The organism is Leifsonia sp. 21MFCrub1.1 (assembly GCF_900107895.1).
Lineage (GTDB): Bacteria > Actinomycetota > Actinomycetes > Actinomycetales > Microbacteriaceae > Leifsonia > Leifsonia soli.
In genome coordinates this window covers 3687009-3711617 of the sequence record NZ_LT629867.1, presented here as the reverse complement: position 1 = coordinate 3711617, position 24609 = coordinate 3687009, and the positions used below count along the sequence as shown (strand labels likewise).

General features: G+C 71.2%; 24 protein-coding genes. 12 read left to right on the top strand and 12 right to left on the bottom strand.

Annotated elements, in window-relative coordinates:
• Nucleotides 1-13: 13 nt before the first annotated feature.
• Both BLW09_RS17530 and BLW09_RS17525 read right to left on the bottom strand, forming a co-directional pair.
• Nucleotides 14-280, bottom strand: a complete 267-nt coding sequence (locus BLW09_RS17530) for an HPr family phosphocarrier protein (RefSeq protein ID WP_089915774.1) — start codon at nucleotides 278-280, stop codon at nucleotides 14-16.
• Nucleotides 281-343: 63 nt separating this feature from the next.
• A complete protein-coding gene (locus tag BLW09_RS17525) occupies nucleotides 344-652 on the bottom strand; it encodes a PTS sugar transporter subunit IIB (RefSeq protein ID WP_018189133.1) in 309 nt (102 codons plus the stop codon).
• A gap of 198 nt (nucleotides 653-850) precedes the next feature.
• On the opposite strand from BLW09_RS17525, the gene BLW09_RS17520 reads away from it, so the two are divergent.
• A complete protein-coding gene (locus BLW09_RS17520; protein ID WP_089915771.1) occupies nucleotides 851-2755 on the top strand; it encodes a BglG family transcription antiterminator in 1905 nt (634 codons plus the stop codon).
• A 127-nt stretch (nucleotides 2756-2882) separates the two neighbouring features.
• On the opposite strand, the gene BLW09_RS17515 is transcribed toward BLW09_RS17520, so the two are convergent.
• The 4 genes from BLW09_RS17515 to nucS form a co-directional block, all read right to left on the bottom strand.
• A complete protein-coding gene (locus tag BLW09_RS17515; protein ID WP_089915768.1) occupies nucleotides 2883-3320 on the bottom strand; it encodes a hypothetical protein in 438 nt (145 codons plus the stop codon).
• 103 nt (nucleotides 3321-3423) lie between these two features.
• Complete coding sequence (locus BLW09_RS17510; RefSeq protein ID WP_089915765.1) at nucleotides 3424-4101, bottom strand: HAD hydrolase-like protein; 678 nt, start codon at nucleotides 4099-4101, stop codon at nucleotides 3424-3426.
• Nucleotides 4102-4138: 37 nt separating this feature from the next.
• Nucleotides 4139-4564, bottom strand: a complete 426-nt coding sequence (locus BLW09_RS17505) for an SseB family protein (protein WP_089915762.1) — start codon at nucleotides 4562-4564, stop codon at nucleotides 4139-4141.
• Nucleotides 4564-5259, bottom strand: a complete 696-nt coding sequence (nucS, locus tag BLW09_RS17500) for an endonuclease NucS (protein WP_089915759.1) — start codon at nucleotides 5257-5259, stop codon at nucleotides 4564-4566. Before nucS ends, BLW09_RS17505 begins: the two co-directional genes overlap by 1 nt.
• 45 nt (nucleotides 5260-5304) lie before the next feature.
• Between nucS and BLW09_RS17495 the strand changes: the two genes are divergently transcribed.
• Entirely contained in the window at nucleotides 5305-6351 is a 1047-nt protein-coding gene (locus BLW09_RS17495) for a lactonase family protein (protein WP_089915755.1), read from the top strand.
• Nucleotides 6352-6485: 134 nt separating this feature from the next.
• Here BLW09_RS17495 and BLW09_RS17490 read toward each other — a convergent pair whose 3' ends face one another.
• Complete coding sequence (locus BLW09_RS17490) at nucleotides 6486-7748, bottom strand: MFS transporter (RefSeq protein ID WP_089915752.1); 1263 nt, start codon at nucleotides 7746-7748, stop codon at nucleotides 6486-6488.
• Between the two features lie 69 nt (nucleotides 7749-7817).
• Between BLW09_RS17490 and BLW09_RS17485 the strand changes: the two genes are divergently transcribed.
• Both BLW09_RS17485 and BLW09_RS17480 read left to right on the top strand, forming a co-directional pair.
• The gene (locus BLW09_RS17485; RefSeq protein ID WP_089915748.1) at nucleotides 7818-8909 is read left to right on the top strand and encodes a LacI family DNA-binding transcriptional regulator; all 1092 of its coding nucleotides are present in this window, start codon (nucleotides 7818-7820) and stop codon (nucleotides 8907-8909) included.
• A 4-nt stretch (nucleotides 8910-8913) separates the two neighbouring features.
• Complete coding sequence (locus BLW09_RS17480; protein ID WP_089915745.1) at nucleotides 8914-10122, top strand: amidohydrolase; 1209 nt, start codon at nucleotides 8914-8916, stop codon at nucleotides 10120-10122.
• A gap of 109 nt (nucleotides 10123-10231) precedes the next feature.
• Here the strand turns inward: BLW09_RS17480 and BLW09_RS17475 are convergent, their stop codons facing one another.
• Nucleotides 10232-11572, bottom strand: a complete 1341-nt coding sequence (locus BLW09_RS17475) for an MATE family efflux transporter (RefSeq protein WP_089915741.1) — start codon at nucleotides 11570-11572, stop codon at nucleotides 10232-10234.
• 69 nt (nucleotides 11573-11641) lie between these two features.
• Here BLW09_RS17475 and BLW09_RS17470 point away from each other — a divergent pair, with 69 nt between their 5' ends.
• The 5 genes from BLW09_RS17470 to BLW09_RS17450 all read left to right on the top strand — a co-directional run bounded on the left by BLW09_RS17470 (nucleotide 11642) and on the right by BLW09_RS17450 (nucleotide 16475).
• Nucleotides 11642-12265 (top strand): hypothetical protein, encoded by a 624-nt coding sequence (locus BLW09_RS17470; RefSeq protein ID WP_089915738.1) that lies wholly within the window; start codon nucleotides 11642-11644, stop codon nucleotides 12263-12265.
• Between the two features lie 104 nt (nucleotides 12266-12369).
• Nucleotides 12370-13305 carry a hypothetical protein gene (locus BLW09_RS17465; protein WP_157696994.1) on the top strand — a complete coding sequence of 312 codons (936 nt, stop codon included), beginning with the start codon at nucleotides 12370-12372 and terminating at the stop codon, nucleotides 13303-13305.
• Between the two features lie 55 nt (nucleotides 13306-13360).
• On the top strand, nucleotides 13361-14296 hold the full coding sequence (locus BLW09_RS17460; RefSeq protein ID WP_172824249.1) for an ABC transporter ATP-binding protein: 936 nt from the start codon (nucleotides 13361-13363) through the stop codon (nucleotides 14294-14296).
• A complete protein-coding gene (locus BLW09_RS17455) occupies nucleotides 14293-15987 on the top strand; it encodes an ABC transporter permease (protein ID WP_089915732.1) in 1695 nt (564 codons plus the stop codon). The genes BLW09_RS17460 and BLW09_RS17455 overlap by 4 nt, the downstream gene beginning before the upstream one ends.
• Nucleotides 15988-16001: 14 nt before the next feature.
• The gene (locus BLW09_RS17450; protein WP_089915729.1) at nucleotides 16002-16475 is read left to right on the top strand and encodes a GbsR/MarR family transcriptional regulator; all 474 of its coding nucleotides are present in this window, start codon (nucleotides 16002-16004) and stop codon (nucleotides 16473-16475) included.
• Nucleotides 16476-16497: 22 nt separating this feature from the next.
• Here BLW09_RS17450 and BLW09_RS17445 read toward each other — a convergent pair whose 3' ends face one another.
• The 3 genes from BLW09_RS17445 to BLW09_RS17435 form a co-directional block, all read right to left on the bottom strand.
• Nucleotides 16498-17406 (bottom strand): serine hydrolase, encoded by a 909-nt coding sequence (locus tag BLW09_RS17445; RefSeq protein ID WP_089915727.1) that lies wholly within the window; start codon nucleotides 17404-17406, stop codon nucleotides 16498-16500.
• A gap of 158 nt (nucleotides 17407-17564) precedes the next feature.
• A complete protein-coding gene (locus BLW09_RS17440; RefSeq protein WP_089915724.1) occupies nucleotides 17565-19541 on the bottom strand; it encodes a M13 family metallopeptidase in 1977 nt (658 codons plus the stop codon).
• A gap of 16 nt (nucleotides 19542-19557) precedes the next feature.
• Nucleotides 19558-19959 carry a hypothetical protein gene (locus BLW09_RS17435; RefSeq protein WP_089915721.1) on the bottom strand — a complete coding sequence of 134 codons (402 nt, stop codon included), beginning with the start codon at nucleotides 19957-19959 and terminating at the stop codon, nucleotides 19558-19560.
• Between the two features lie 121 nt (nucleotides 19960-20080).
• On the opposite strand from BLW09_RS17435, the gene BLW09_RS17430 reads away from it, so the two are divergent.
• The 3 genes from BLW09_RS17430 to BLW09_RS17425 all read left to right on the top strand — a co-directional run bounded on the left by BLW09_RS17430 (nucleotide 20081) and on the right by BLW09_RS17425 (nucleotide 21960).
• Nucleotides 20081-21130: a PrsW family glutamic-type intramembrane protease gene (locus tag BLW09_RS17430; protein ID WP_231946934.1), complete on the top strand. Its 1050-nt coding sequence runs from the start codon at nucleotides 20081-20083 to the stop codon at nucleotides 21128-21130.
• A gap of 122 nt (nucleotides 21131-21252) precedes the next feature.
• Complete coding sequence (locus BLW09_RS19000; protein WP_157696993.1) at nucleotides 21253-21411, top strand: hypothetical protein; 159 nt, start codon at nucleotides 21253-21255, stop codon at nucleotides 21409-21411.
• Between the two features lie 57 nt (nucleotides 21412-21468).
• Nucleotides 21469-21960 carry a DUF7402 domain-containing protein gene (locus BLW09_RS17425; protein WP_442911295.1) on the top strand — a complete coding sequence of 164 codons (492 nt, stop codon included), beginning with the start codon at nucleotides 21469-21471 and terminating at the stop codon, nucleotides 21958-21960.
• A gap of 77 nt (nucleotides 21961-22037) precedes the next feature.
• Here the strand turns inward: BLW09_RS17425 and BLW09_RS17420 are convergent, their stop codons facing one another.
• On the bottom strand, nucleotides 22038-24602 hold the full coding sequence (locus tag BLW09_RS17420) for a bifunctional lysylphosphatidylglycerol flippase/synthetase MprF (RefSeq protein ID WP_089915715.1): 2565 nt from the start codon (nucleotides 24600-24602) through the stop codon (nucleotides 22038-22040).
• Between the last annotated feature and the right edge of the window lie 7 nt (nucleotides 24603-24609).

Here is a 24609-nt window from a genome sequence, read left to right as displayed (position 1 = left end):
GGGTCCGCCGCGCTCAGGCGTCGTGGTCCGTGGCCAGGATCACCGCGAGGTCGTCCAGGACCGCCTCGCCGTTGTCCGCGTCGGTGGTGAGCACGATCTTGTCGCCGTGATCGATGCCCAGCGAGATCACGCCGAGGATGCTGCCGGCGTCGACGGTCTTGCCGCCCTCCTTCGTCAGCTTCACCGTCGCGCCCGAGCTGTTGACCGCCTCCACGAAGAGCTTCGCCGGGCGGGCGTGCAGCCCGTGCGTCGATCCGACCGTGATGATCCGTTCAGCCATGGTTGTGGTCTCCTTCGTTCCGTGATGGCCTGGTGGCCGCCGCCAGTGCGTATGGGGCTCTGCTCATAGTGCCGCCGCCTTGGCGTCGAGAGCCAGGTCCAGCGCGCGCTCGCCGTCGAGAGCGGCCGGTGAGACGGGGGGCAGGACGGCGACGGCGGTTCCGGTCGCCGCTGCGCGCTCACGGATGGCGGGGACCGCCGACTCCAGGTGCGCACCGACGAGGACGACATCCACTCCGGCGAGGGACTCCAGCTGGCTCGCACTCCCCGGCTGGACCTCGATGATCGCCCCGCGCTCACGGGCGGCACTGCGCAGCTTGACGGCCACGAAGGTGCTGGACGCACCGGCGCCGCAGACGACCACGATCTTCATCGATCCTTGCCTTTCGGGGTGTTTCCGTCCTCGCACGGGGTGCGGGGGCCTGCTGGTGGAACTCATGGAACGTCAGCAATGGTCGTCCGCCGTCCGCGCGGGCTCCAGCAGCGTTTCTTCCGGGGGTGCGGAAAGTTGGCCGGAAGCGCACGGTGGCACCGTATGGGGTGGTTGACTCGTCGGGAAAGGTGGTCGCTGGTGGCGCTCTCGGCGAAGCAGACGAGGATGCTCGACATCCTCGCGCGTCGTGCTGCCTGGGTGACGGCGGCCGAGCTGGCGCACGACATCGGCGTGACGACCCGGAGCATCCGCAGCTACGCCGCGGCGCTCGGCGACGTCGTCGAGTCGGGGTCGAACGGCTACCGGGTGAAGCCCGATGCCTACGCCGCCTACCTGGCGGGCGACGGCAGCTCGGACACCGGGACGGCCGGCTCCCCGCAGGAGCGGCTCGTCTTCCTGGCGAGGCGGCTGCTGGACGAGCCGGACGGCATCGACGTCTACGAGACCGCCGAGAGCCTGTTCGTCAGCGACTCCACGATCGAGTCGGACCTGACGAGGATGCGTGGCCTCCTCTCGGGCACGGAGCTCGCCCTCGAGCGGCACGGCGCCATCGTGCAGCTGCTCGGCCCCGAGATCGCGCGACGGAAGCTGCTCAGCCGGCTGTTCCGCGACGAGATGCGGCAGAGCGTCGTCGACGTCGCGCGCATCCAGGAGGCCTTCGGGTCGAGCGGACTGGTCGACTTCAAATCGGACCTCGTCGCGATGCTCGACGCGCGCGGCTTCTTCGTCAACGAGTACGGCATCAACGATGTCCTCCTGCACATGGCGGTCGCGCTCGACCGGGTCGCGAAGGACCGCGTGCTCCCCGCTGTCGAGGAGCCGGAGGCGAGCGAGACCATCCGCTCGCTGGCGCACGACCTCGGGGAGCTGATCGAGCGGCACTTCGGAACCCCGCTCGACACCACGGAGCTGCGCTACCTGGCGATCCTCATGCGCACGCGCGTGATCGCGCCGGGCGCGGGGCGCGACACCGTCGAGGAGTTCGTCAGCCCGGCCGACCTGGCGGTGGTGCGCGGCATCGTGGACCGCGCATCCACCGAGTACCTCGTCGACCTTCACGACGAGAACTTCATCGTGCGGCTCACTCTGCACGTGCAGAACCTCATCGCCCGCGCGCACGAGAACACGTACTCGCGCAATCCGCTCACGCGCTCGATCAAGAGCTCGTACCCGATGATCTACGAACTCGCCGTCTACATCGCCAGCCGCCTGCAGTCGGCCGAGGGCATCGAGGTCAACGACGACGAGATCGCCTACATCGCGATGCACGTCGGCGCCTACCTCGAGCAGCAGTCGCGCCGGCGGGATGCGGTCACCTGCGCGGTGGTCTGCCCCAACTACTACGACATGCACATCCTGCTTCGCGATCGGCTGGAGAGCGCCCTCGGCGACGAGCTCGACATCACCAGCGTCATCACGTCGACCGACGCGGACTGGGACGCGATCGACGCCGACCTCGTGCTGACCACCATCGACCCGCGCGGACGGCGCGAGAACACGGTCATCGTGCAGCCGTTCCTCACCGAGACGGACGTCGAGCACATCCGCCAGGCCGCCTCCCGCATCCGCCGCCAGCGCCACCGGGCGCGCATCAAGAGCGAGCTCCTGGAGTACTTCGACGAGAGCCTGTTCCTGCGGAACTTCTACGCCCGCGATCCGATCACGATGATCCGGGCCCTCGGCGACCGGATGATCGCGACCGGCGCGATCGACCAGGAGTACGTCGACCAGACGGTCGAACGCGAGCAGATGTCATCCACCGCGTTCACCGACTCCCTCGCCGTGCCGCACGCCATGACGATGAGCGCCCACCGCACGGCGATCGCGATCGTCGTCAACGACACCGCTATCGACTGGGGCGACGCCCGGGTCAATGTGATCGCGTTCATCGCCTTCTCCGCGGCGGGACGCGCGTCCTTCCAGACGGTCTTCGACCAGTTCGTCGAGGTGTTCTCCGACCGCGACACGGTCCTGAACCTGATCCGCCGTGCCGATACCTTCACCGCGTTCATCGACGAGCTCGTCCGAATCATCGACGCGTGACCTTCCCTCGCCCCCGCCCCTACGCACAACCGCCCACCGTCGAGTCCGCAATAACTGACCGGGAATCGCGCGATTCCGTGCAGTTTTCGCGTACTCGACGGTGGGCGGCGGGTGCGAGAGGGAGGTGCTACTGGTTGGCGGTGACGTTGTACGTCACGGAGACGCCGGGCGTCTTCACCGCGACGGTGTAGGCGTCGCTGACGTAGACGGCGGACGAGTCGGTGGCGCCGGGCTGCTGCGTGAAGCCCTTGCCCTCGAGAGCGGTCTTCGCGTCCGCGAAGCCCTCCTTGCCCGACGGCTGGACGGTGACGGACCAGCCGTTCTCCTTGTCGCCGCGGGCGACGACGACCGTGCCATCGACGATCGGGACGTCACTCTTCGGGAAGTCGGAGGGCAGCTCCTCGGACTTCGTGTCGTCGGACGATCCGGCCGACGACGAAGACGACGCCGCGGGCGTGTGCGAGGTGACGTAGTTGGTGTTGCCGCCGCTGGAGCAGGCCGCCAGCGAGCCGATGGTGAGGGCCGCCACGATGGCAGCCGGGACGAACGGATTACGTGTGCGCATATGAATTCCTAGTGCTGTATGAGATGCGGTTTCGCAACACATCAGCCTACCCGCGAGCACACGCTGCCGCCTAGTCCGCTCCGGTGAACGGCGGGGAAAGCGGTCAGCCGAGCAGGAGGGCGCTCAGCTGGTCGGCGGAATGCACGACGGCGATGGCGCCGGCGGCCTCGGCGGGCGAACCGTAGCCCCACTCCACGAGGATGGTCGGAAGGCCGTGCGCGCCGGCGCCCTCGACGTCGTACTGGCGGTCGCCGACCATGACGGTCTGATCGAGGTCGACGCCGCGCTCGCCCAGGCGGCGCAGGGCCTCGGCCACCACATCCGCCTTGGCGCTGCGGCTCTCGTCGTCGGTGGCACCGGTGATGACGTCGAAGTACTCGGCCAGACCGAAGTGCTCCAGGATCCGCGTCGCCTGCGCCTCCGGCTTGCTGGTGGCGATGGCGAGCGGGATGCCGGCCGCGTGCAGTCGCTGCAGCAGTCCGCGCACGCCCGGGAAGACGGCGGAGTCGAACGCTCCGTGGGCGGCGTAGTCCTCGCGGTAGACGGCGAGGGCGTGGCGCGCGGCGGGCTCGGTCATCCCGCCCAGGCTCTGCAGCGAGTCGAGCAGCGGAGGGCCGACGTACTCGAGAAGCTGGGCGGGGGAGGGAACCGGCTGACCGATCGTCGCGAACATGCGGGCGAGCGATGAGGTGATGCCGGGGGCGGAGTCGGTGAGGGTGCCGTCGAGGTCGAACAGGACGCAGGTCCAGGTCCGCGTGACGGTGGTGGTCGGGTTGGTCATGGCTGTCCTATGGTATGTGACGTATCTGGGCGGCCGGTCAGTGCTCGCTGAGGGCGGATTCGATGTGCGAGCGCGCGACGACCATGGTGTGCGCGGCTCCCGGGTCGAACTGCACGGCGACGAAGTCGGCGGTGCGGATGAAGCCCAGCGCCTCGACCGCAGGCACGATGACCGCCTGCACGCGCGCGCCCTCGCCCTCCGCCGACTGCGCGACGGCCGCCCGCAGCGCGTTCATCGAGGTGAAGAGGGGGAGCACCGCCTCGCCGGTGGTGGAGCTGATGGTGCGCAGCCGGGTGTCCTGCGGGGTCGAGCCGGTCACATCCACCACCAGGCCGCCCTTCGCCGCCGCGGCGAGGAGCGCATCCAGGTGCTCCAGCGTCGGCTCGGCGGCGAGGGTGGTCAGCGCCCTCTTGACGGGGACGTTCTCGTAGCTCTGCGGGAAGCGCGGCTTCGGCTGCGCCATCAGAACAGCCTGCTGTCGCTGTCGTCGAGGCCGCGCATGGCGTCGTAGTCGAGCACCAGACAGCGGATGCCGCGGTCCTCCGCCAGCGTGCGCGCCTGCGGCTTGATCTCCTGGGCGGCGAACACGCCTCGGACCGGGGCCAGATGCGGGTCGCGGTTCATCAGTTCCAGGTAGCGCGTCAGCTGCTCCACGCCGTCGATGTCGCCGCGGCGCTTCAGCTCGACCGCGACGGCCGCCCCCGCAGCGTCCCGGGCGAGGATGTCGACCGGGCCGATTGCGGTCATGTACTCCCGGCGGACCAGCACGTGCCCGTCGCCCAGGAGGTGGATCTGCTCGGCGAGCAGCTTCTGCAGGTGCGCCTCCACGCCGTCCTTCTGCAGCCCGGGGTCGATGCCGAGGTCATGCGAGGTGTCGCTGATGATCTCGTGGATGGACACGACGAGCATGTCGGCCGTCTTCGCCTGGGTGACGCGCCAGACCTCGCGGATCCCGGCCGCGCGCTGCAGCTCGTCGGGCTCGTCGACGGTCAGCGTGCAGGGCGGGCTCATCCAGTTGAGCGGCTTGTACGATCCGCCGTCGGAGTGGACGAGGAGGCTGCCGTCGGCCTTCAGCATCAGCAGCCGCGTCGCCAGGGGCAGGTGCGCGCTGAGCCGTCCCGCATAGTCGACGGAGCAGTTGGCAATGACGAGGCGCACCGCAACATCCTAAGTGCAGGCGGCGTCGGTGGTTGGATGGTCGGCATGGCCAACGAGCTCCTCATCGGCACCTACACCGAACGCCTCCCGCACGTCGACGGTCACGCCCAGGGCGTGCTCACCGCCCGGTTCGACGGGTCGGCGGTGACCGACGTGACCGTGGCGGCCCGGGTCGAGAACCCGTCGTGGGTGACGGCCGCACCTGGCGGCGCCCACGTGTACGCGGTGAGCGAGACGGAGCCGGACGGCGGTGTCGTCGCCTTCGCCCGGGGCGCCGACGGCGTGCTCACGGAGCTCGGCTCCGCATCGAGCGGCGGCCCGTCCCCTGCGCACGCGGTGGTGCACCCGAGCGGACGCTTCCTCATCGCGGGCACCTACGGCGGAGGGACGGTCTCGGTGTTCGCGCTCGCCGACGACGGATCGCTCGGCGAGCGGACGGCGTTCGTCCGGCACGAGGGCCGCGGGCCCGATCCCGAGCGGCAGGATGCGCCCCACGTGCACCAGCTGAGCGTGGACCCGGTGAGCGGGGACGTCGTCGTCGTGGACCTCGGCATCGGCGAGGTGCGCTGGTACGCGTTCTCGGAGGAGGGCGCGCTGACCCTCTGCCCGGAGGCCACGGTGGTGCTCGGCTCGGCGGGCCCGCGGCACCTGGTGTTCCATCCCGGCGGCCGCCACGTGGTGCTGGTGAACGAGCTCGACTCCAGCGTCGACGTGCTGCGGCGCGATGGCGACCGGTTCGTGCGGGTGCAGAGCACGACGACGCGGGCCGACGGCGCGGAAGGCGACAACCTCCCGGCCGCGGTGTGCGTCAGCGACTCCGGCCGCACCGTGCTCGTGAGCAACCGGGGGGATGACACGGTCGCGGTCTTCGCGTTCGACGCGGAGGCGTCGCGGCTGACCCTGGTGGACTCCGTCGCGGTCGGCGGCCGCGCGCCGCGCGACCTCGTGATCGCGCCAGGCGGCGACCGGGTGCTGGCGGCCTGCCAGGACAGCGACGAGGTCACCGTGCTTGCCTTCGACGACGCGACCCGCAGCCTCCGCCTGCTCGGCACGTCCCCGGTCCCGACCCCCGTCTGCCTCCGCTTCGTCTGACCCCGTCCCGTCCCGTCCCGTCCCACTCGCCGAGTCGTGACTCGTGAGTTGAGAGTCGTTGCCGTTTTCCGCGCCGAGCTGCGACATGATGTCGCAACTCGGCGGGATGGGGCGGGTCGGGGGAGCGGGGCGGGTCAGGCCGGGTCGGGGGAGGCGGCGCGGCGCTCCGCGGGCGCGGCGACCGGGCGCACGGCCGGCGCGGCCAGGAAGGCGGCGATCAGCAGTGCGAGCACGAGGAACAGCGCGTTCAGGAGGCCGAAGTGCTGGCCGAGGAAGCCGATCAGCGGGGGTCCGGCGAGGAAGGCGCAGTATCCGATGATCGCGACGGCGGAGACCCGCGCGGCCGGGTTCGCGGCGCCGTCCGCCGCGGCCGACATCCCGAGCGGGAAGCCCAGGGAGACGCCGAAGCCCCACAGGACGGTCCCGACGACGACCAGCCACATCGGGCCGCCCACGATGAACAGCACCAGCCCGACGGCGCCCATCCCGGCGGTGATCCGGATGGCGTTGACCCGGCCGATGCGGTCGACGATCGGGCCGCCGACCACCCGGCCGACCGTCATCGCGACCACGAAGAAGCCGAAGACGAGTGCTCCGACGGAGTTCGCCTGGCCGTGACCGTCGACGACGGCGAGCGAGATCCAGTCGTTGGCCGAGCCCTCGCCGAACGCCATTCCGAGCATCACGACGCCGATCAGGATGAGCCGCCAGTCGGCCCAGACGGCGAGGGACGTGCGCATCCGCTCGCCGAACGGGATGCGCTCCTGCTCTCCCTGCTCGTCGCCCAGCTCGGCCTCGCGCGGGATGAACCGGACGGCGACGATCGCGATGACGACGACCACGACGCCGATGCCGAGCAGATGCCAGACGACCGCGATCCCGAGGGCTGCTGCTGCGGCCCCGATCCCGGCGCCGAGAACGGTCCCGAGGCTGAAGCACGCGTGCATGAGCGGGAGCAGCGTCTTGCCGATCTCGCGCTCGACGGCGGTGGCCTCGACGTTCATCATCACGTCGACCATCCCGTTGCCGAACCCGAGCAGGATCAGCCCGACGGCGACAGAGGGGACGGAGTGGAAGACCGTCGACCCGAACCCGATGAGCAGGATGCCGACGGCGACGATCACGAGCCCGCCGACCATCCCGCGATGCGGACCGAAGCGCACCAGGATGGGGGAGGAGACGGTGAGGCCGAGGATCGCGCCCACCGACATTCCGAGGATGAGCAGTCCGACCGCCGACGGGTCCTTGCCCAGCCCCAGGTCGTCGCGGATGCCCGGGATGCGGGCCACCCAGGTCGCCAGCGCGAGGCCGGAGAGGATGAAGATGACGAAGACCGCGTTGCGCCAGGCGGTGAGCTCGCGACGGGAGCGCGCGGCGGTCGAGATCGGCTGTGACATCGGGGCGGTTCCTGGGGGTTCGTCGGCTCGAATCGTTTCGATCGAAACGATTCGACTAAGCTAGCACACGTGAACGAACCCAGCACAGCCCCGGCGGGCGCGCGGCCGACTCTCGCCGCGGTCGCCCGTCTGGCCGGCGTGTCGAATTCCACGGCCTCGCTCGCCTTCTCCGGCACCGGACCCGTCTCAGACGCCACCCGCGAGCGCGTGCTCGCCGCGGCGAAGCGTCTCAACTACGCCGGTCCCGACCCGCGGGCGCGCTCGCTGCGCCGCGGCCGCTCCGGGATCGTCGGCGTCGTGATGGAGGAGCGCGTGCGCGACGCCTTCCGCGACCCGATCAAGATCGCGCTGCTCGACGGCATCACGGAGGAGATCGGCGCGATCGACGCGGGCCTGCTCATCCTCACGGACGCCGGCGAGGCCGCGCAGCGCATCGAGGACGCCCCGATGGATGCGGTGGTGCTGGTGGGCTGCAGCCCGCGGCTGGACGAGTCGGTCGCCATGCTGCGCCGGCGCGGCATCCCGCTCGTCGCCATCGAGGGCGACCCGGCCGACGGCGTCCCGACGATCGGGCAGGACAACCGGGAGGCCACCCGGGTCGCCGCCCAGCACCTGTACGACCTCGGCCACCGCGACGTCGCGGTGGTGGCTCTCTCGCTCACCCGCGACCGCGCCCGCGGGCCGCTCACCCCGGACCGCCTCGCCGCGGCCAGCTCCACCACGGCTCTCGACCGGCTGGCCGGCGCCCGCGACGTCTTCCCGGACGCACCCGGCTGGGTGACCCGCGGGTCGTTCGTGGAGGAAGGCCGAGCGGCTGGTCGTGCGCTCCTCGCCGACGCGCGCCATCGTCCGACCGCCGTGATCGCCCAGAGCGACCTGCTCGCGGCGGGCGTCATCCGCGCCGCCGAGGAGCTGGGGCTCGAAGTCCCGGGGGATGTCAGCGTCGTCGGCTTCGACGGCGTGCGCGTCGACGGCCTCTGGCCGTACGACCTCACGACCCTCGTGCAGCCCGCCGTCGACAAGGGCAGGGCGGCCGGACGTGCGGTCGTCGAGATGCTGGAGGGCGGGGAACCGATTCCCTCCACATTCACGAGCGTTTTCCACCTGGGCAACACAACCGCCGCCCCGCGGGTCTCCCCGGGGGCGCCGGCCGTAGGCTGACGGCATGGATCTCGAAGCCGTCTACCGCGACCTGCACGCCCACCCCGAACTCGCCTTCACCGAGCACAGAACCGCCGGCATCGTCGCCGAACGGCTCACCGAGCTGGGGCTCGAGGTGCACACCGGCATCGCCACGACCGGGGTCGTCGGCGTGCTGCGCAACGGCGACGGGCCGACCGTGCTTCTCCGGGCGGACATGGATGCGCTCCCGGTTCGCGAGCAGACCGGGCTCGCGTGGGCCTCGACCGAGACGGTGTCCGACGACGACGGCAACGCGGTGCCGCTGATGCACGCGTGCGGTCACGACATCCACATCACGTGCCTGCTCGGTGCCGTCGGGGCGCTGAGCGGCTCCCGCGGTGAGTGGTCCGGAACCCTGGTCGCGCTGTTCCAGCCGGCCGAGGAGCACGGCGGCGGGGCCCAGGTGATGGTCGACGACGGCCTGTATGAGAAGGTGCCGGTTCCGGATGTCGTGCTCGGGCAGCACGTGGTGCCGTACCCGGCGGGGATGGTCGGCGCGCATCCTGGCGCGGCCATGGCGGCGGTCGACACCATGGAGGTGACGCTGCACGGGCGCGGCGGTCACGGTTCGCGGCCCGAGACCACGATCGACCCGGTCGTGATGGCGGCGGCGACCGTCATGCGGCTGCAGACGGTCGTGTCGCGCGAGATCGCGCCGCAGGAGACCGCCGTCGTCACCGTCGGCAGCCTGCACGCGGGCACGAAGAACAACATCATCGCGGCCGAGGCGAGGCTGGGCATCAGCGTGCGCAGCTTCAACGAGGAGGTGCGTCAGCGCGTGCTGAGCGGAGTGAACCGGGTGATCGAGGCGGAGTCCCAGGCGTCCGGAGCCCCGAAGGCTCCCGACCTGGAGTGGGGCGAGCGCTACCCGGTCACCGTGAACGACCCTGCGTCGACCGAGCGGGTGAACGCCGCGTTCGCGGCCGAGTTCGGCGTCGACAGCGTGCTGCATCCCGGCGCGCTCTCCGGCAGCGAGGATGTCGGCAACCTCGCCACGGCCGCGGGCGCTCCGCTCGTGTACTGGATGCTCGGAGGGGCCGATCCGGAGACGGTGCGTGCCGCGATGGCCGCGGGCACGGTGGAGACCGACATCCCGACCAACCACTCGCCGTTCTTCGCGCCGCTGCCGCAGCCGACGATCGACACCGGGGTGCGGGCACTGGTCGTCGCGGCGCGGGAGTGGCTGGCGTAGAGCTTCCGGCGGAGGCGCCGGCGGGCGTTCGCGCGGGCGTACCCGCGGTGCGTTCCCGCGGCGGTTCGCAGAGCGGCCCGCGCGTCGGTCCCTGCGGCTCGGCGACAGGTCAGACCGTCGCGCCCGCGCGCATCCACGTGCGCCCTCGTGCGCGAAGGCCGAGAGTGACCGCCCGGGCGCCGAGGTAGCCGAAGGCGAACGCAGCGGTCAGCGCGGCGAGACCCGCGGCGTCGTGGCCGCCCCAGACGGCGGCCGCGACGGCGAGGGGGACGAACACGGCGACGTTCGCGAGGCCGGTGAGGGCCAGATAGCGCGCGTCGCCGGCGCCGATGAGCACCCCGTCGAGCACGAACACGTACCCGCCGAGCGGGGCGCCGGCGCCCACGATGGCGAGCGAGACGGGCAGCAGTGCGGCGACCGACGCGTCGCTCGTGAAGAGGGCCGCGGCGACGGGGCTCAGCGCGATCGTCCCCAGCCCGAGTACCGCGCCGGCGCCGATGCCCCACTGCACGCACCGCCGCAGCACCGCGCGCACGCTCTCGAGGTCGCCGGCGCCGAGGCCCTTCCCGATGAGTGCCTGCGCGGCGATGGCGAGCGCATCCAGCGCGAAGGCGAGCGTCGCGAGCACGGTCATCGCGACCTGGAAGGCGGCCAGCTCGTCCGGGCCCAGCCGCGTCGCCACGAAGACGGCCAGCAGCATAGCGGCGCGCAGGCTCGCCGTGCGGAGGAACAGCCAGCCGCCGGAGCGCGCGGTCCGCCCGATGCCCGCGTGATGCGGGAGGAGGGAGGCGCCGACGCGCCGGGCGTGCCGAGCGACGATGACCGCGTATACCAGCACCATCGCCCACTGCGCCGCGACGGTCCCGAGCGCCGACCCGCGGATCCCCAGCCCGGCGAGGTAGATGAACGCATAGTTCAGCACGATGTTCGCTGCGAAGCCGGCGACCGCGACGGCGAGCGGCGTGCGGGTGTCCTGAAGCCCGCGCAGCAGCCCGGTCGCCGCGTAGACGAGCAGCATGGCCGGGAGCCCGAGCATCGAGATGCTCAGATACTGCGACGCCTGCTCGCTCACGTCGGCGGACGCCCCGAACAGGCCGACGAGGAAGGGCGAGGCCGCCCACCCGGCGGCGGCGAGGACGACTCCGAGGGCGAGCGCGAGCCAGCAGCCGTCCACGCCCGCCGCGACGGCGCCGCGTTCGTCGCCCGCGCCCAGCCGTCGCGCGACCGCGGGCGTCGTGCTGTAGGCGAGGAACACCATCAGCCCCACGATGGTCTGGAGCACGGCGCTCGCGATGCCGAGGCCGGCGAGGGGTGCGACGCCGAGATGACCGACCATCGCCGAGTCGGCGAGGAGGAAGACCGGCTCCGCCACGAGCGCCCCGAGGGCGGGTACGGCGAGGCGCAGGATCTCGCGGTCGACCGGGCGGCGGAGAAGGATGCTCACGACCATCCACGCTAGCCCGCGCCGCCGACGTCGTGTCGGGGTCCCGATGTCGGTGGCCCTTCCTACAGTGGACGCATGAGCCACCTGATGCCGGAACCTCTCGCGACCTGGACCTGGCGGCTCGAGCGCGTGCGCAACGGCCGCACCGTGCTCACCCGGGCGCAGGCGACGACCGCCCGCGCCGACCTCATGAACGACCGCGCCGCGCATCCGGCCGACTACGCCGACTACGACGAGGAGTACACGACGGCTCTCGACGAGCTGGATGTGCTGTCGCGTCAGGCCAACCGGCACGACGACCTCCTGTCGGTCATGGCGGCAGACCGGCGCGCGGCCGAGCGTGAGGCCGCAGCGGCCGGAACGGCCCGCGCAGGCGCGCCGGGGGCGCGTTCCCGCACCTCCCTGGCGACCGAGCACGACCGGGTTCCCGCCGGCCTGCCCGAGCCGCTGGACCAGTGGGTGCACCGGCTGATCCGGTACCGCGCCGGCGTCAAGATCATCACGCCCATCGAAGCCGCCCGCGCCGAGATCCGCCTGCGCAATGAGGCCGACCTGCAGCCCGCCGCGTATCGCACAGGCGTCGCGGCGGCCTACTACGCCCGTGTCATCCGCGAGCTCGGGGAGATCGCGACGGCGGAGCGCCCCGGCCGACGGGATGCTCCCGGGCTGGCGCGCGGGCTCGGCGCGGCCCTCGTCTGACGGCTCTGCGGGCGGGCCGGCCTGCCCCCGCGTTCGCGGGCAGCGCGCATCGCGCGGTGCCCCACTACGATCGACGCAGACGCGTGAGGTGAACGGGGGGCGCGGTGAGTCCTGACGAGGCAGCGGAACTGCTGGGGGTGTCGCCCTCGGCGACACGCGATGACGTGGAGCGCAGCTATCAGGCGCGACTGGCGGAGGCCGGCGGCGATACGCAGCGGCGTGACGCCCTGACCGCGGCACGGGATGCGCTCGTCGCGGCATCCACGTGGCAACCGCCCTCCGCGCAGAACGCGCCGACGCAGCCGTACCCGCCGCAGGGCGCGCCGACGCAGTCGTACCCGCCGCAGGGTGCGCCGACGTCGCCGTACCCGCCGCAGGGCGCTCCGACGCAGTCGTACCCGCCATACGGCGCTCCGCCTCAGCCGCACGCATCCCAGCCGCAGCCTCCCTTCGCAGGCCCCCCACCGTACGGCGCGCCGGGCCACGCCGCGACCGGGGGCCCCTACCCGGGCGCGTACCAGGGCTATCCGCCTCCGCCGCCGCGCAATCGGATGTCGACCGGCGCGATCGTGGGCATCACGGTCGGCGGCATCGTGGGCGGCCTGGCCATCCTGCTGGTCGCGGTGCTCGTCATGGTCTCGATCGGCGCAGGCGCGAGCCGGATCGCCCAGGCGGGCAGCACGGCCAGCGCCTCCCCCTACGAGAGCGACCCGGGCGGCGGCTCGTCCGGCGACCCGTCGGATGAGCCGACGCAGGAGCCGTCCGACCCGGGCTCCGGGGATGCCGTCGACGACTACGACGTCGACGGCGTGCACGTCCACTACGTCGACGGCTGGACCTTCGAGCTGACGCCCGGCCAGACCTGCGCGGGCGCAACGGTCATGGCCACCTTCGCCGACACCCCCGACGGCGAGACCCTCGACTCGTGGAGCGCCACGGTCGATCTCGAGGCGGGCGTCCCCTACGAGCTGACCATCCCGGACGACGCGTCCGACTACGACTACGTGGGCATCGAATCGGTCCAGTGCGGTCAGGCCTGACACGCCGGAAAACACAACTTTCACAAATTACTGAAAAAGGCGTAGCATCCCGCCCATGGATGCCGTGATCGACGTCGCCGGCCTCGAGAAGAGGTTCGGCCGCGTACATGCTCTCGATGGCCTCGACCTGACGGTGACGCCGGGAGAGGTCCACGGCTTCCTCGGCCCGAACGGCGCGGGGAAGTCCACCACGATCCGAGTCCTCCTGGGCCTTGCCCGGGCCGATGGCGGGCACGCTGCCGTCTTCGGTGGCGACCCCTGGAAGGACGCGGTCGCCCTCCACCAGCGGCTCGCCTACGTACCCGGCGATGTCACCCTCTGGCCCAACCTCTCCGGCGGCGAGGCGATCGACCTGCTCGCACGCCTGCGCGGCGGCACGGCCGACCACGCGCAGTACGCAGCCCGCAAGAAGCGTCTGATGGACGTGTTCCAGCTCGACCCGACCAAGAAGGGCCGCGCGTACTCGAAAGGCAACCGGCAGAAGGTCGCTCTGGTCGCCGCCTTCGCGACACCGGCGGACCTGTACATCCTGGACGAGCCGACCAGCGGCCTCGACCCGCTCATGGAGGCGGTGTTCAACGCCGAGATCCAGCGCGTCGCCGCCGCGGGAGCGACGGTCCTGCTGTCGAGCCACATCCTCTCGGAGGTCGAGCAGCTCTGCGACCGTGTCAGCATCATCCGAGCCGGCCGGACGGTCGAGACGGGAACGCTCGACGAGCTCCGCCACCTCACCCGGACCGAGTTCTCGTTCAGCGCGGAGGGCGTCTCCCAGGATGCGGTCACAGCGCTCGCCGGCACGCACGACCTGAGGGTGGTCAACGGCCGGGTGCGGTTCACGGCAGACAGCGACGCCGTCCCGGCGCTGCTCGGGTCGCTCTCGCGGCTGGAGGTGCGCGGCCTCACCGTCGCGCCTCCCTCGCTGGAGGAGCTGTTCCTCCGCCATTACGGCGACGACGTGACGGCCGATGAACGCATCGGAGCGTCACGATGACCACGACCACCGCACCGGTGCGTCCCGCGCGGACGGGCGAAGCCATCCCGCGTCCGGGTGCCGGCACGACCCTCCTCGTGCTGATGCGGCAGCGACTGCGCCGAGACCGCTGGCAGCTGCTCATCTGGCTCGTCTGCATCGCGTTGCTCGCCCTGTTCTCGGCGTCCGCCATCGATCAGACCTACGGCGACGCGACCGGGCGCCTGCAGTTGATCCGCCTGGCGATCGCCGACCCGACCATCCTGGTCCTGCGCGGACTCCCGCAGGGCACGTCGCTCCCGGCGGTCACCTTCTTCGAGATCTACACGTTCCTCGCTCTGCTGGCCGGGCTCATGAACACCTTCCTCGCGGTCCGGCACTCGCGCGCGGAGGAGGAGTCCGGCCGGGCGGAACTGGTCGGCTCGACTCCCGCCGCGCGTCTGCTGCCGACCACGGCGACCGTGCTGCACGCGGTCCTGGTGAACATCGTCCTCGCCGTCGCCACCGCGGTCGGCTTCATCGGCGGCGGCCTCCCGGCCTACGGCTCGCTCGTCGCGGGCGCCGCGACCGCGGGTGCAGGGTTTGCCTTCTTCGCCGTCGGGCTTCTGCTCGCCCAGCTGCTCAGCACGTCGCGCGGGGCCAACGGGTTCGCGGCGGCCGTCGTGGTCCTCGCCTACGTGGTCCGGGGGATCGGCGATGCGATGGGCACGCCGTTCGGCGACGGCACGCACCTGCGCTCCGCGTGGCCCACCTGGCTCAGCCCGATCGGATGGGGCGAGCAGTTCGCGCCGTACACCGCCGACGACTGGCGGCCGCTCCTGCTGCAACTCGGCCTCGCCGCCGTGCTGATCGCCGCGGTGTACGGCCTGCAGTCCGTCCGCGATACCGGGGCCGGCCTCATCCCGGAGCGGGCGGGCCGGGCGAACGCGCGCCCGAACCTCGGAGGCATCTTCGGCCTGGCCTGGCGGCTGCAGTGGCCGACCGTGCTCGGCTGGACGGTCGGCGGCGCGCTCGGCGGACTGCTCGCCGGTGCGCTCGGCAACCTGATCAACAGTTCGATCGCCGAGAACCCGGCCCTGTCGGGCATCCGGCTCGCGATCGGCCGCATCGGGGGCGGCGGGTCCGGCCCGCTCGCCCAGCTGTTCATCTCGGCGATCTTCTCGATCATCGGCGTGCTGGCGGCGGCCTGCGCGGTGCAGGCGGTGATCCGGCTCCGCCAGGAGGAGGCGTCGGGGGCGGCCGAGCTGGTGATGTCCGCGCCGCTGACCCGCACGCGGTGGCTGTTCTCGTACGTCGCGGTCGGCGTCATCGCGGTGCTGGCCGTGCTGCTCGCGGGCGCCGTCGCGTCCGGCCTGTCGGCGGTCGCCGCCGGCGAGGACGTGTCGACGATCGGCGACTCGTTCTCCGCCGCCGCGGCACAGGTGCCCGTCGCGCTCGTCTACCTCGGGGTCCTCACGCTGGTGTTCGTGCTGGTCCCGAGCTGGACGGCGCCGGTCGGCTGGGCGGCGCTCGGTCTCGGCGCCTTCATCGGCATCTTCGGCGGGCTGATCAAGCTGCCGGAGGGCGTGCGGCACCTCTCGCCGTTCGCCGATGCACCGGTCGTGGTCGGCGACGTCGACTGGACCGGTGGATACTGGATGCTCGGCATCACGGTCGTCGCGCTCGCGGGCGCGGCGGTCCTGATCCGCCGCCGGGATTTCGCGATCGGATAGACGGGACGGTGCCCATGGCCCAGGACGAGGCGGCGCTCGCCGAGGTGATGGAGCACTCCGCTGCCGTGCTGACGGCGGCCGGATTCCCGAAGATGCCGGCCCGGGTGCTGATGGCGCTCACCGTGACCGAGACGCCGGGACTGACCGCTGCCGAGCTCGCCGAGCGGCTCGAGGTGAGCCCGGCGGCCATCTCGGGAGCCGTCCGCTACCTGCAGACGCTCGGCATCATCCGCCGCCTCTCGCAGACCGGCAGCCGGCGCGACCGGTACGAGATCCCGAGCGACTGGTACGCGCTCATGGTGCGCAACAGCCCGATCTACGGCGTGCTCGCCGATCAGGCGGAGGCGGGTCTCGCCGCCGTCGGCGACCCCGACTCGCCGGCGACCGAACGGCTGCGCGACATGGCCGGGTTCTACCGGTTCGTGCAGGGACGCCTTCCGGGCCTCATCGCCGAGTGGGAGCAGGTGCGCAGCGCGCGCGAGCCGTGACGCCGCGGCCGTCGGCCGGCGGTCAGAACACGTACTCCAGCAGGTCCAACCCCACCGCGCGCATCCCCTCGATGACGGCGAGGCGCTCGGGAAGGCTGGTGTCGTCGAAGTACGTCGAGACCGCGTAGGTCACGCCGGCGCGCGGGCCGCGGAGAACGCCGACCTCGCTGCGCACGCCCTCGTCCGTCCCCGTCTTGTTGACGAGCAGGATGCCGTGCTCCGGGTGGCGATGCGAGTGCGGGTCGAGGCCGAACGCGCTGGACACGAGCGAGAAGTCGCTGTTGAGCGACAGCCACGAGATGACGCGCTGGCTGGTGGCCGGATTGACGATCTCGCCGCGGGCCAGCGCCGAGAACAGCCAGGTCAGCTCGTTCGCGCTTCCGACCGAGAGCTGCGGGGCGTCGTCCGGACCGCGGTGGTCGCGCACCAGGTCGAGGAGCGCGGTGCGGGTCAGACCGAGCGATTCCGTGCGTGCGCTGACGGCCTCCAGCCCCACGCGGCGCAGGAGCACGTTCGTCGCGAGGTTGTCGCTGGTCGCGCCGACGAGCGCGGCCAGGTCGGCGACGGGCAGGGACGGGACGTGCAGGTGCTGCCAGATGCCGGACTCGCCCGCGATGTCGCGGGTGTCGCGGTCGAGGTGCGCGAGGGGACTCAGCTGGCCGGACTGCAGGCGCGCCGCCACCTCCACCAGCAGAAGCACCTTGCCGATGCTCGCGGTCGGCATGACCACGTGGTCGTCGACCGAGAACAGCACGGCACCGGTGGAGAGATCCGTCGCCCGCGCAGAGACCTGCACGCCCGAGACGGCGAGCCGTCCCAGGGCGTCGAACCCGCGGCTGAAGGTCTCGGTCGATCCGGGAGCGCGGTGGCGCCCGCGGCGGGTGGTCGCCTGCCGGGCCCGCCGTGCGGACTCTTGCGCCTGGATCGTCACTGTGTCGCTGGGTCTTTCATCCGAGTGCGGTGTACCGGAACTGCGGCGACCTCTCTGTGGCCCCGCGGTCGGGGCCGCAGGGGTGCCCGCGGCGACGACAGGGTCGATGTTACCCCGTGATCGGGGGCCAGGGAGCGCGGACATCGGCGGCCGCCGACTCACCAGATGGTGACGCGCTCCGCCGGGGGGAGCCAGAGCCGGTCGCCGTCTCCGACCTGGAAGGTGTCGTAGAAGGCGTCGATGTTGCGGACGATCTGGTTGCAGCGGAACTCGTTCGGCGCGTGCGGGTCGATCGCCAGCAGACGGATGACCTCCTCGTCGCGGCCCTTCTGCTGCCAGGCCTGCGCCCAGGAGAGGAAGAACCGCTCCGCTCCGGTGAGCCCGTCGATCACGGGAGGCTCTTCGCCGTTCAGGGAGAGCAGGTACGCCTTCCAGGCGATGCCGAGACCGCCGAGGTCGCCGATGTTCTCGCCGATGGTGAGGGCGCCGTTCACGTGGTGCTCGGGCACCTGAGCGGGAGCGAGGGCGTTGTACTGCTCGATCAGGCTCGCGGTCCGATTCTCGAAGGCCGCGCGGTCCGCCTCGGTCCACCAGTCCTCGAGCCGCCCGTCGCCGTCGAACTTGGAGCCCTGGTCGTCGAAGCCGTGACCGATCTCGTGCCCGATGACCGCGCCGATGGCGCCGTAGTTGGCCGCCGCATCCCGGTCGGGGTCGAAGAACGGGAACTGCAGGATGGCCGCGGGGAAGACGATCTCGTTGAAGCCGGGGTTGTAGTACGCGTTGATGGTCTGCGGCGTCATGAACCACTCGTCGCGGTCGATCGGCGAGCCGATCTTGCCGAGCTCGCGCTGGAACTCGAACAGCGCGGCGGCGCGCACGTTGCCGACGAGGTCCGTCGGGTCGATCTCGAGGCGGGAGTAGTCCCGCCACTTCACCGGGTATCCGATCTTCGGGGTGAACTTCTCGAGCTTGTCGAGCGCCCGCTCCTTGGTCTCCTCGCCCATCCAGTCGAGGGTGCGGATGCTCTGCCGGTACGCCTCGATCAGGTTGGCGACCAGCTCGTCCATCTGCTGCTTGGCAGCCGGCGGGAAGTGCTGCTCGACGTAGATGCGGCCGACCGCCTCGCCCATGGCCCCCTCGACCAGCGAGACGCCGCGCTTCCAGCGCACGCGCATCTGCGGGGTCCCGGTCAGCGTGCGGCCGTAGAAGTCGAAGTTGGCCTCGACGAAGTCGCCGGAGAGGTAGGGGGCGGCGCCGTGGATGACCTGCCAGGTCAGCCAGTCGCGCCACGACTCGAGGCGGTCCTCCGTGAGAAGGGACGCCAGCCCGGCGGTGAACGACGGCTGGCGGAGGACGACCTCGGCCAGCGCTCCCTGCGGCGCGTCCAGGCCCTCGGCCCAGACGTCGAGGTCGGCGGCCTGACCGTCGGCGGCGCCGCCGGTGAACACGGCCTTCGCATCCGCCCAGTCGTACAGGTTGTAGGTCTTCTCCGAGTCGCGGGAGGCCACGTTGTCCCAGTGCTTCCCGGCGATCTGGGTCTCCAGGTCGAACACGCGCTGGGCGCGCTCGGGGGCGTCGTCGTAACCGGCGAGCTCGAACATCTTCTGGATGTGGTCGACGTACGCCGCGCGGACGGGAGCGAACCGCTCCTCGCGGAAGTACGACTCGTCCGGCAGCGAGATGCCCGACTGCTCGAGGAAGACGAGGTAGCGCTCCGGGTCGCCCGGGTCGTTGTCGACGAACAGCTGGTAGAAGCCGCCGAGGCCGCGGCGCTCCAGCTTCGCGACGGTCTTCAGCAGGCTCGGGATGCTGTCGACGCCCTCGGCGAAGGTCAGCTCGTCCCGGATCGCCTCCACACCGAGGGCGTCGATGCGCTCCTCGTCCATGAAGCTCGTGAAGAGGTCGCCGAACTTCCGCTCCTCGGTGCCCTCGGCTGCGCTCTGGGCCTTCTCGACGATCTCGTGGACCGCCGCCTCCGACTCCTCCGCGAGGATCATGAACGAGCCCCAGCGCGCCTTGTCGGCGGGGATCTCGGTGGCCTCGAGCCACTTCCCGTTAACGTGGCGGAAGAGGTCGTCCTGCGGACGGACGGCCGGGTCGAGTTCGTCGGTGCGGATGCCGGAGTCGAGCGTCATGCGCCCAGCCTACGGGTCAGGCGGCGGCGTGGGCCAGCGCGGACAGCCGGCGGTACGACAGCGCGAACAGGGCGCCGAGCACGAGTTCTGCGACGATGGACATCGTCCCGGACGCGCTCCCGAATCCCGCGAACGAGAAGCCGATGTTGACGACGGCGAGCAGCCCGTACACCGCGGCGAACACGCCGCTCAGCAGCGGCCGGTTCGTCATGCGCCACCAGGGTCGTGCGGCGGCGACCGGCTCGCCCGGGCCGCGGAACACCCGCGTGACCAGGTACCACCCGAGTGTCTGCAGCACGGTCAGGACGATGGATGCGGGCTCCGAGTGGAGTGCGTCGAAGAGCAGCGCGAGCACCGCGTTCACCGCGAGCAGGACGACGATCACGACCGTCTTCTCGCGGACTGTGGTGAAGCGCATGCTGACTCTCCTGGTGCTCGGCAACCAGGATGTCAGGGCCGCTCGCCGCGCCTCCGCAGGCTCGCCGTGTCGCCCGGACGCGGGATGCGTGCGCGGGCGGCGGAGTTCGTATGCTTGCCCGGTGACCATCGCACCGTCCGCCACTCCGCCTCCCGGCTGGTATGGAGACCCGTACGACGCCGGCACGCTGCGGTGGTGGAGCGGCGCGGAATGGACCGCGTACACGCACCCGGTCCCCTCCGTCCAGCCGTCGCAGCCGGTTGCGAAGCCAAAACCCCCGCGCAAGTGGATGGGGCGGTTCGGCGGGTGGATCCTCGTCGGCTCGAGCGTCTTCATCTGGCTCTGGCTGTTCGGCTTCAGCCTTCTGATCCAGGCGATCGCGCCGCACGCGGACGACGACGGACCCGCGGTGCTCTCGCCGTACCTCCTGGTGACGGGCGCGGCGACCGTCGCAGCTGCCATCCTGTACACGATGGCGTACCGGCTGAGGCCGGCCGACGGCCTCACCGCCTCCCGGCTCGTCATCATCGCCGGTGTCGGCGGACTCGCCGCGACGCTGGTCGCTGCGCCGGTCAACACGCTGATCAACGTGCTCAGCGGCGGGACGGCGTCGCATCCGAGCGGCCTGCCCCTGGTGCTCGCCGGGGTGGTGGAGGAGCTCGTCAAGGTGACCGCGGCCGTGCTCCTCGCGCTGCGGCTCCCGGTCAAGAACGCCAGGATCGGCCTGTTCGTCGGTGGCGCGGTCGGCCTCGGGTTCAGCGTCATCGAGAACCTGAGCTACCTGCAGGAGGCCTTCGCGCGGGGGCAGGACGACCCGCTGGGCTTCGGCCTGTTCGTCGGCACGGCGATCGGGAGGGAGCTGACCGGGCCGTTCCTGCATCCGGTGTTCACCGCTCTCCTCGCGGCGGCGGTCTTCGGTGCGACGCGGAACGGCCGCTTCCGGCTGACCTTCCGCGTCGTCGCGGCCTACCTCGGCGTCGCAGCCGCGCACGGGATCTTCAACGGAGCGGCGTGGCTGGCCCAGAACGCGCCGTGGCCGGCGGCGGCGCGCGGGGGCGCCATCCTGCTGTTCGACCTCGTGTTCGTGGTGGCCAGCGGACTGACCTGGCTCCTGATCGCGCGGAGGATCCGGCGCGACTCCGAGCGTGGCCGGCCGGGTCCGGACGTCTGACTGCCGGATAACGATTCCCGGATGCCGCGTCATGGATCCGCTGCGTCGCACTCCGTAAGAGATGGAGGCTACGAGACTCACCGTCTCGATCCGTCCATCCATCTTCGGAGAAGGAGAACGACATGAAGATCCTGCGCACCGGGGGAGTTGCGGCCGCATCCGCCCTCCTGCTCGCGTCGCTGGCGGTCGGCGCGACCGCACCGGCCGTGGCGGCCGATCCCCCGGACACCACTCCGACCTCGCCGATCGACTGGTGGCCGTTCTGGGTCCGCAACGCGTAGTATGCGCCCGGAGACAGGGTCGCGTGGTCGTCGACGAAATGGGCCGAGGACGCGAAGCTGTATCGCGCGCTCGAGTGGAACCACAACACGACGCCTGCGGACCCCCGGAGCTGGGCCCTCATCGACAACCCGTCGGAGGACCCGGACAAGAACCTGGCCCGGGAGGCGACCGTGTCGGCTTCGTCGGAGTTCGACGGCAGGTACGGTGCGTCGAAGGCCGTCGACGGCATCGTCGGTACGAGCGGCTCGGGGGAGTGGGCGTCCGCGGGCGACCTCACCCCGTACATCAGACTCGAGTGGAGTTCCAGTCAGACCATCGACGAGATCAGGCTGTCGGACCGGCCGAACGGCACGGACTGGACCCGGAGCGGCACGCTGCACATGAGTGACGGCTCGAAGATCTTCGTCGACTTCCTGGAGAACAACGGAGCGAGCCGGACGATCTCCTTCCTTCCGCGCCATGTGACCTGGGTCGTGTTCACGGTCGATGAGGGGTACGGCGCGAACAACGGGCTCTCGGAGATCGAGGTGTACCACCGCGGCACGTAACCAATTGGTCGAGATCGATGCTGTCGCCGCTCTGGCAGCGGGATCGACGACCGACCCTGCACCTGGCGGCGGCGACGCTACCGGATGAGCGTGCGGGCGAGCGCGACGTACTCGCGCGCGTTGGCGTCCGGCAGGTACGCCTTGCCGATCGCGTTGCCGATGGCCGGGAGCGCGACCGGGTCGGGGTAGGCCATGTAGATGGTCTCGTAGGTGGGGTTGAACTTGCTCTTGAAGGAGAACAGCGACGCGAACCCGTATGCGGGCTCGAGCGTCCGCGCGAGGAAGGCGAGGAGCCGGTCCATCGCCGTCGGCTCGTCCGCGTCGCCCTCGTCGATCGGCTTCGTCGCGAGCGGCGCACCCGACAGGCTGAGCACCTCGATGCCCTCGTCGCGCATGTGCTGGGCGGCCGAGGCGATGACGAACTCCATGATCCCGGACATCGAGCCGTCCGCACGGCGCATGAAGTCGATCGTGTAACCGACCACCCGCTCGTCACGCCAGCTCGGCAGCCAGCTGGTCACGGTCTGCAGTCCGCCGTCGGGGTCGAACGCCAGGTACAGCCGCACGTCCGGGTCCTTGAGCTCGTCGATGCCGCCGAGGGTGAAGCCCATCTCGGGCAGCTCCTTCTCGGAGACCCACTGCTCGCTGACCGCGGCGATCTGGGTCTGGATGAGCGGGGACAGGTCGTCCCAGGTCGTCCACAGCGTCGAGATGCGCGCCTTCACTCCGCGGTTGTGCGCCTGCCGCACCTTCTGCCAGGGCTTTCCGACGAGGTCGAAGGTCTGCGGGTGCATCAGCGTCTCCTCGCCGACGGACATCGTCGGCCAGCCGAGGGCGTGGAACACCGGGAGGTACGCACCGTGGATGCTGTAGAAGACCGGCGTCCAGCTGTTGGCGTCGCAGAACTGCACGAACTCGGCGATGGTGCGCTCCGCGCGCTCCGGACGGCACACCGGGTCCGAGAGCGTGATGGCGATCCCGTTGATGACGCGGTAGGCGATCGCCGACTCGCCGTCGGAGCTGAACCAGTACACGTTGCCCGGCCAGGTGCCCATGAAGCCAAGCGTGCCTCCGCCGCCCTGGCGGAGCAGCGACCGGAAGTGCTCCTCGTCGGCGAGGGTGCGCCCGGTGAACGTCGCACGGTACAGCTGCAGCGTGGCGAAGATGAACACGATCCAGAACACGGGCCCGATCCAGTGGTAGAGCACCACGACGATCGGCGCGGTGGGGACGATCGGCGTGCCGAGAAGCGACAGGAAGCCGGCGGGGACGAACCGGCGCACCGTCGAGGAGAACACGTCGGCGACCGTCGCGTCCGGCACGAACTCGGTGAGGGAGGCCAGGCCGGCGATCAGGTACGCGAGGGCGAGCAGCGCGAAGGTGCAGAACACGATGATCGCGAAGCGGACGGCCGCCTCGCGCGGCGACCGGATCTGGAACTGCCGGCGTGTGGCGATCAGCAGGGCGATCGACGCGATGGGCACCAGCAGGGCCGCCAGGAGCCACAGCAGCACCTCGATCGCGGGGGTGAGGGACTCGATGCTCTGCACCTGCAGGTCGATGTCGCCGCCGAGCGCGGTGAACGGCAGGAGCAGCATCGCTGCATTGACGGCGATGCCGAGGATGAGCGCGAAGCGGCGTCCGCGACGCAGCCCGATGGCGGTCAGGAGGAGCAGGGCGAGCGGGAGCACAGACAGGAGCAGTGGACCGGCGCCCTGCACCGACACCATGAGCAGCTGGCTGCGGCAGTTGCTCGTGTACGACACGTCGCAGCGCGCCATCACCGCGGCGACGTCGACGTCCGGCCGCTCGAACAGCGAGGCCACGAACGAGAGCGGGCCGAACCCGCCGGGAGGGAGCAGCGCCAGCAGCGGACCGAACGCCGTGATGGCGATGACCGCCGCGACCAGGGTGCGGGTCTCGGCGTGCGAACTGCGATGCAGCCGCCGCAGGCCGCCACGGCGCAGCAGCGCGCCGAGGGCCAGGCCGAGCAGGGCCGCGATCAGGCGGTAGACGTTGTTCTGGTCGCCGTTGTAGAGCACGAAGACGAGCACGACCGCGAAGGTGAGAAGCCGGATGCGCCTCCGCCACAGCGCGCTGGCGAACGCGCTCGCCGTGATGAGCGTTCCCACGATCCCGACCGTCGGGTCGAGCGTGAAGTCGAACTCGGTCACCGTCGCCCACAGCTCGCCGATGCTCGCCGCGCCCCACTGCAGGAGCACCCCGATGGTGACGCCGAGCACCCCGGTCACCAGGAAGGCGAGAACGGTCCGGGCGGTGCCGAGCAGACGTTCCGCCGCGGCCATCACGGTGAGCGCGAGCACGACCACGACGATCGTCTGCGCGAGGTCCTCCGGCACGAAGAGCGCCGTGACCGGGGTCCACCAGAAGCCGGCCCGGATGGTCGTGGTGACGCCGGCCGCCCAGACGAGCGCATCGCCGCCGACGGTCGCCGCGCTCCAGAGTGTCCCGGTGGCGATGGACGTGGCGAGCACCACGACGGCCAGCGCGATGCTCGCGGGAGCGACCTGCGCGTAGCGCGCCAGCATCCGGCCGAAGCCCTCGCCGCGCTGCCCGGAGGCCCCGGACGCCGGTGCGTCCGGGGACGCCGACGTCGTCCGGTCGGTCTCTGCGTCGCTCATTCGGGCC

Excerpts from the sequence above, each read along its gene's own strand:
- BLW09_RS17530 (WP_089915774.1), bottom strand. The coding sequence starts at position 280 with ATGGCTGAACGGATCATCACGGTCGGATCGACGCACGGGCTGCACGCC.
- BLW09_RS17525 (WP_018189133.1), bottom strand. The coding sequence starts at position 652 with ATGAAGATCGTGGTCGTCTGCGGCGCCGGTGCGTCCAGCACCTTCGTG.
- BLW09_RS17515 (WP_089915768.1), bottom strand. The coding sequence starts at position 3,320 with ATGCGCACACGTAATCCGTTCGTCCCGGCTGCCATCGTGGCGGCCCTC.
- BLW09_RS17510 (WP_089915765.1), bottom strand. The coding sequence starts at position 4,101 with ATGACCAACCCGACCACCACCGTCACGCGGACCTGGACCTGCGTCCTG.
- BLW09_RS17505 (WP_089915762.1), bottom strand. The coding sequence starts at position 4,564 with ATGGCGCAGCCGAAGCCGCGCTTCCCGCAGAGCTACGAGAACGTCCCC.
- BLW09_RS17495 (WP_089915755.1), top strand. The coding sequence starts at position 5,305 with ATGGCCAACGAGCTCCTCATCGGCACCTACACCGAACGCCTCCCGCAC.
- BLW09_RS17490 (WP_089915752.1), bottom strand. The coding sequence starts at position 7,748 with ATGTCACAGCCGATCTCGACCGCCGCGCGCTCCCGTCGCGAGCTCACC.
- BLW09_RS17480 (WP_089915745.1), top strand. The coding sequence starts at position 8,914 with ATGGATCTCGAAGCCGTCTACCGCGACCTGCACGCCCACCCCGAACTC.
- BLW09_RS17475 (WP_089915741.1), bottom strand. The coding sequence starts at position 11,572 with ATGGTCGTGAGCATCCTTCTCCGCCGCCCGGTCGACCGCGAGATCCTG.
- BLW09_RS17470 (WP_089915738.1), top strand. The coding sequence starts at position 11,642 with ATGAGCCACCTGATGCCGGAACCTCTCGCGACCTGGACCTGGCGGCTC.
- BLW09_RS17460 (WP_172824249.1), top strand. The coding sequence starts at position 13,361 with ATGGATGCCGTGATCGACGTCGCCGGCCTCGAGAAGAGGTTCGGCCGC.
- BLW09_RS17455 (WP_089915732.1), top strand. The coding sequence starts at position 14,293 with ATGACCACGACCACCGCACCGGTGCGTCCCGCGCGGACGGGCGAAGCC.
- BLW09_RS17450 (WP_089915729.1), top strand. The coding sequence starts at position 16,002 with ATGGCCCAGGACGAGGCGGCGCTCGCCGAGGTGATGGAGCACTCCGCT.
- BLW09_RS17440 (WP_089915724.1), bottom strand. The coding sequence starts at position 19,541 with ATGACGCTCGACTCCGGCATCCGCACCGACGAACTCGACCCGGCCGTC.
- BLW09_RS17435 (WP_089915721.1), bottom strand. The coding sequence starts at position 19,959 with ATGCGCTTCACCACAGTCCGCGAGAAGACGGTCGTGATCGTCGTCCTG.
- BLW09_RS19000 (WP_157696993.1), top strand. The coding sequence starts at position 21,253 with ATGAAGATCCTGCGCACCGGGGGAGTTGCGGCCGCATCCGCCCTCCTG.
- BLW09_RS17420 (WP_089915715.1), bottom strand. The coding sequence starts at position 24,602 with ATGAGCGACGCAGAGACCGACCGGACGACGTCGGCGTCCCCGGACGCA.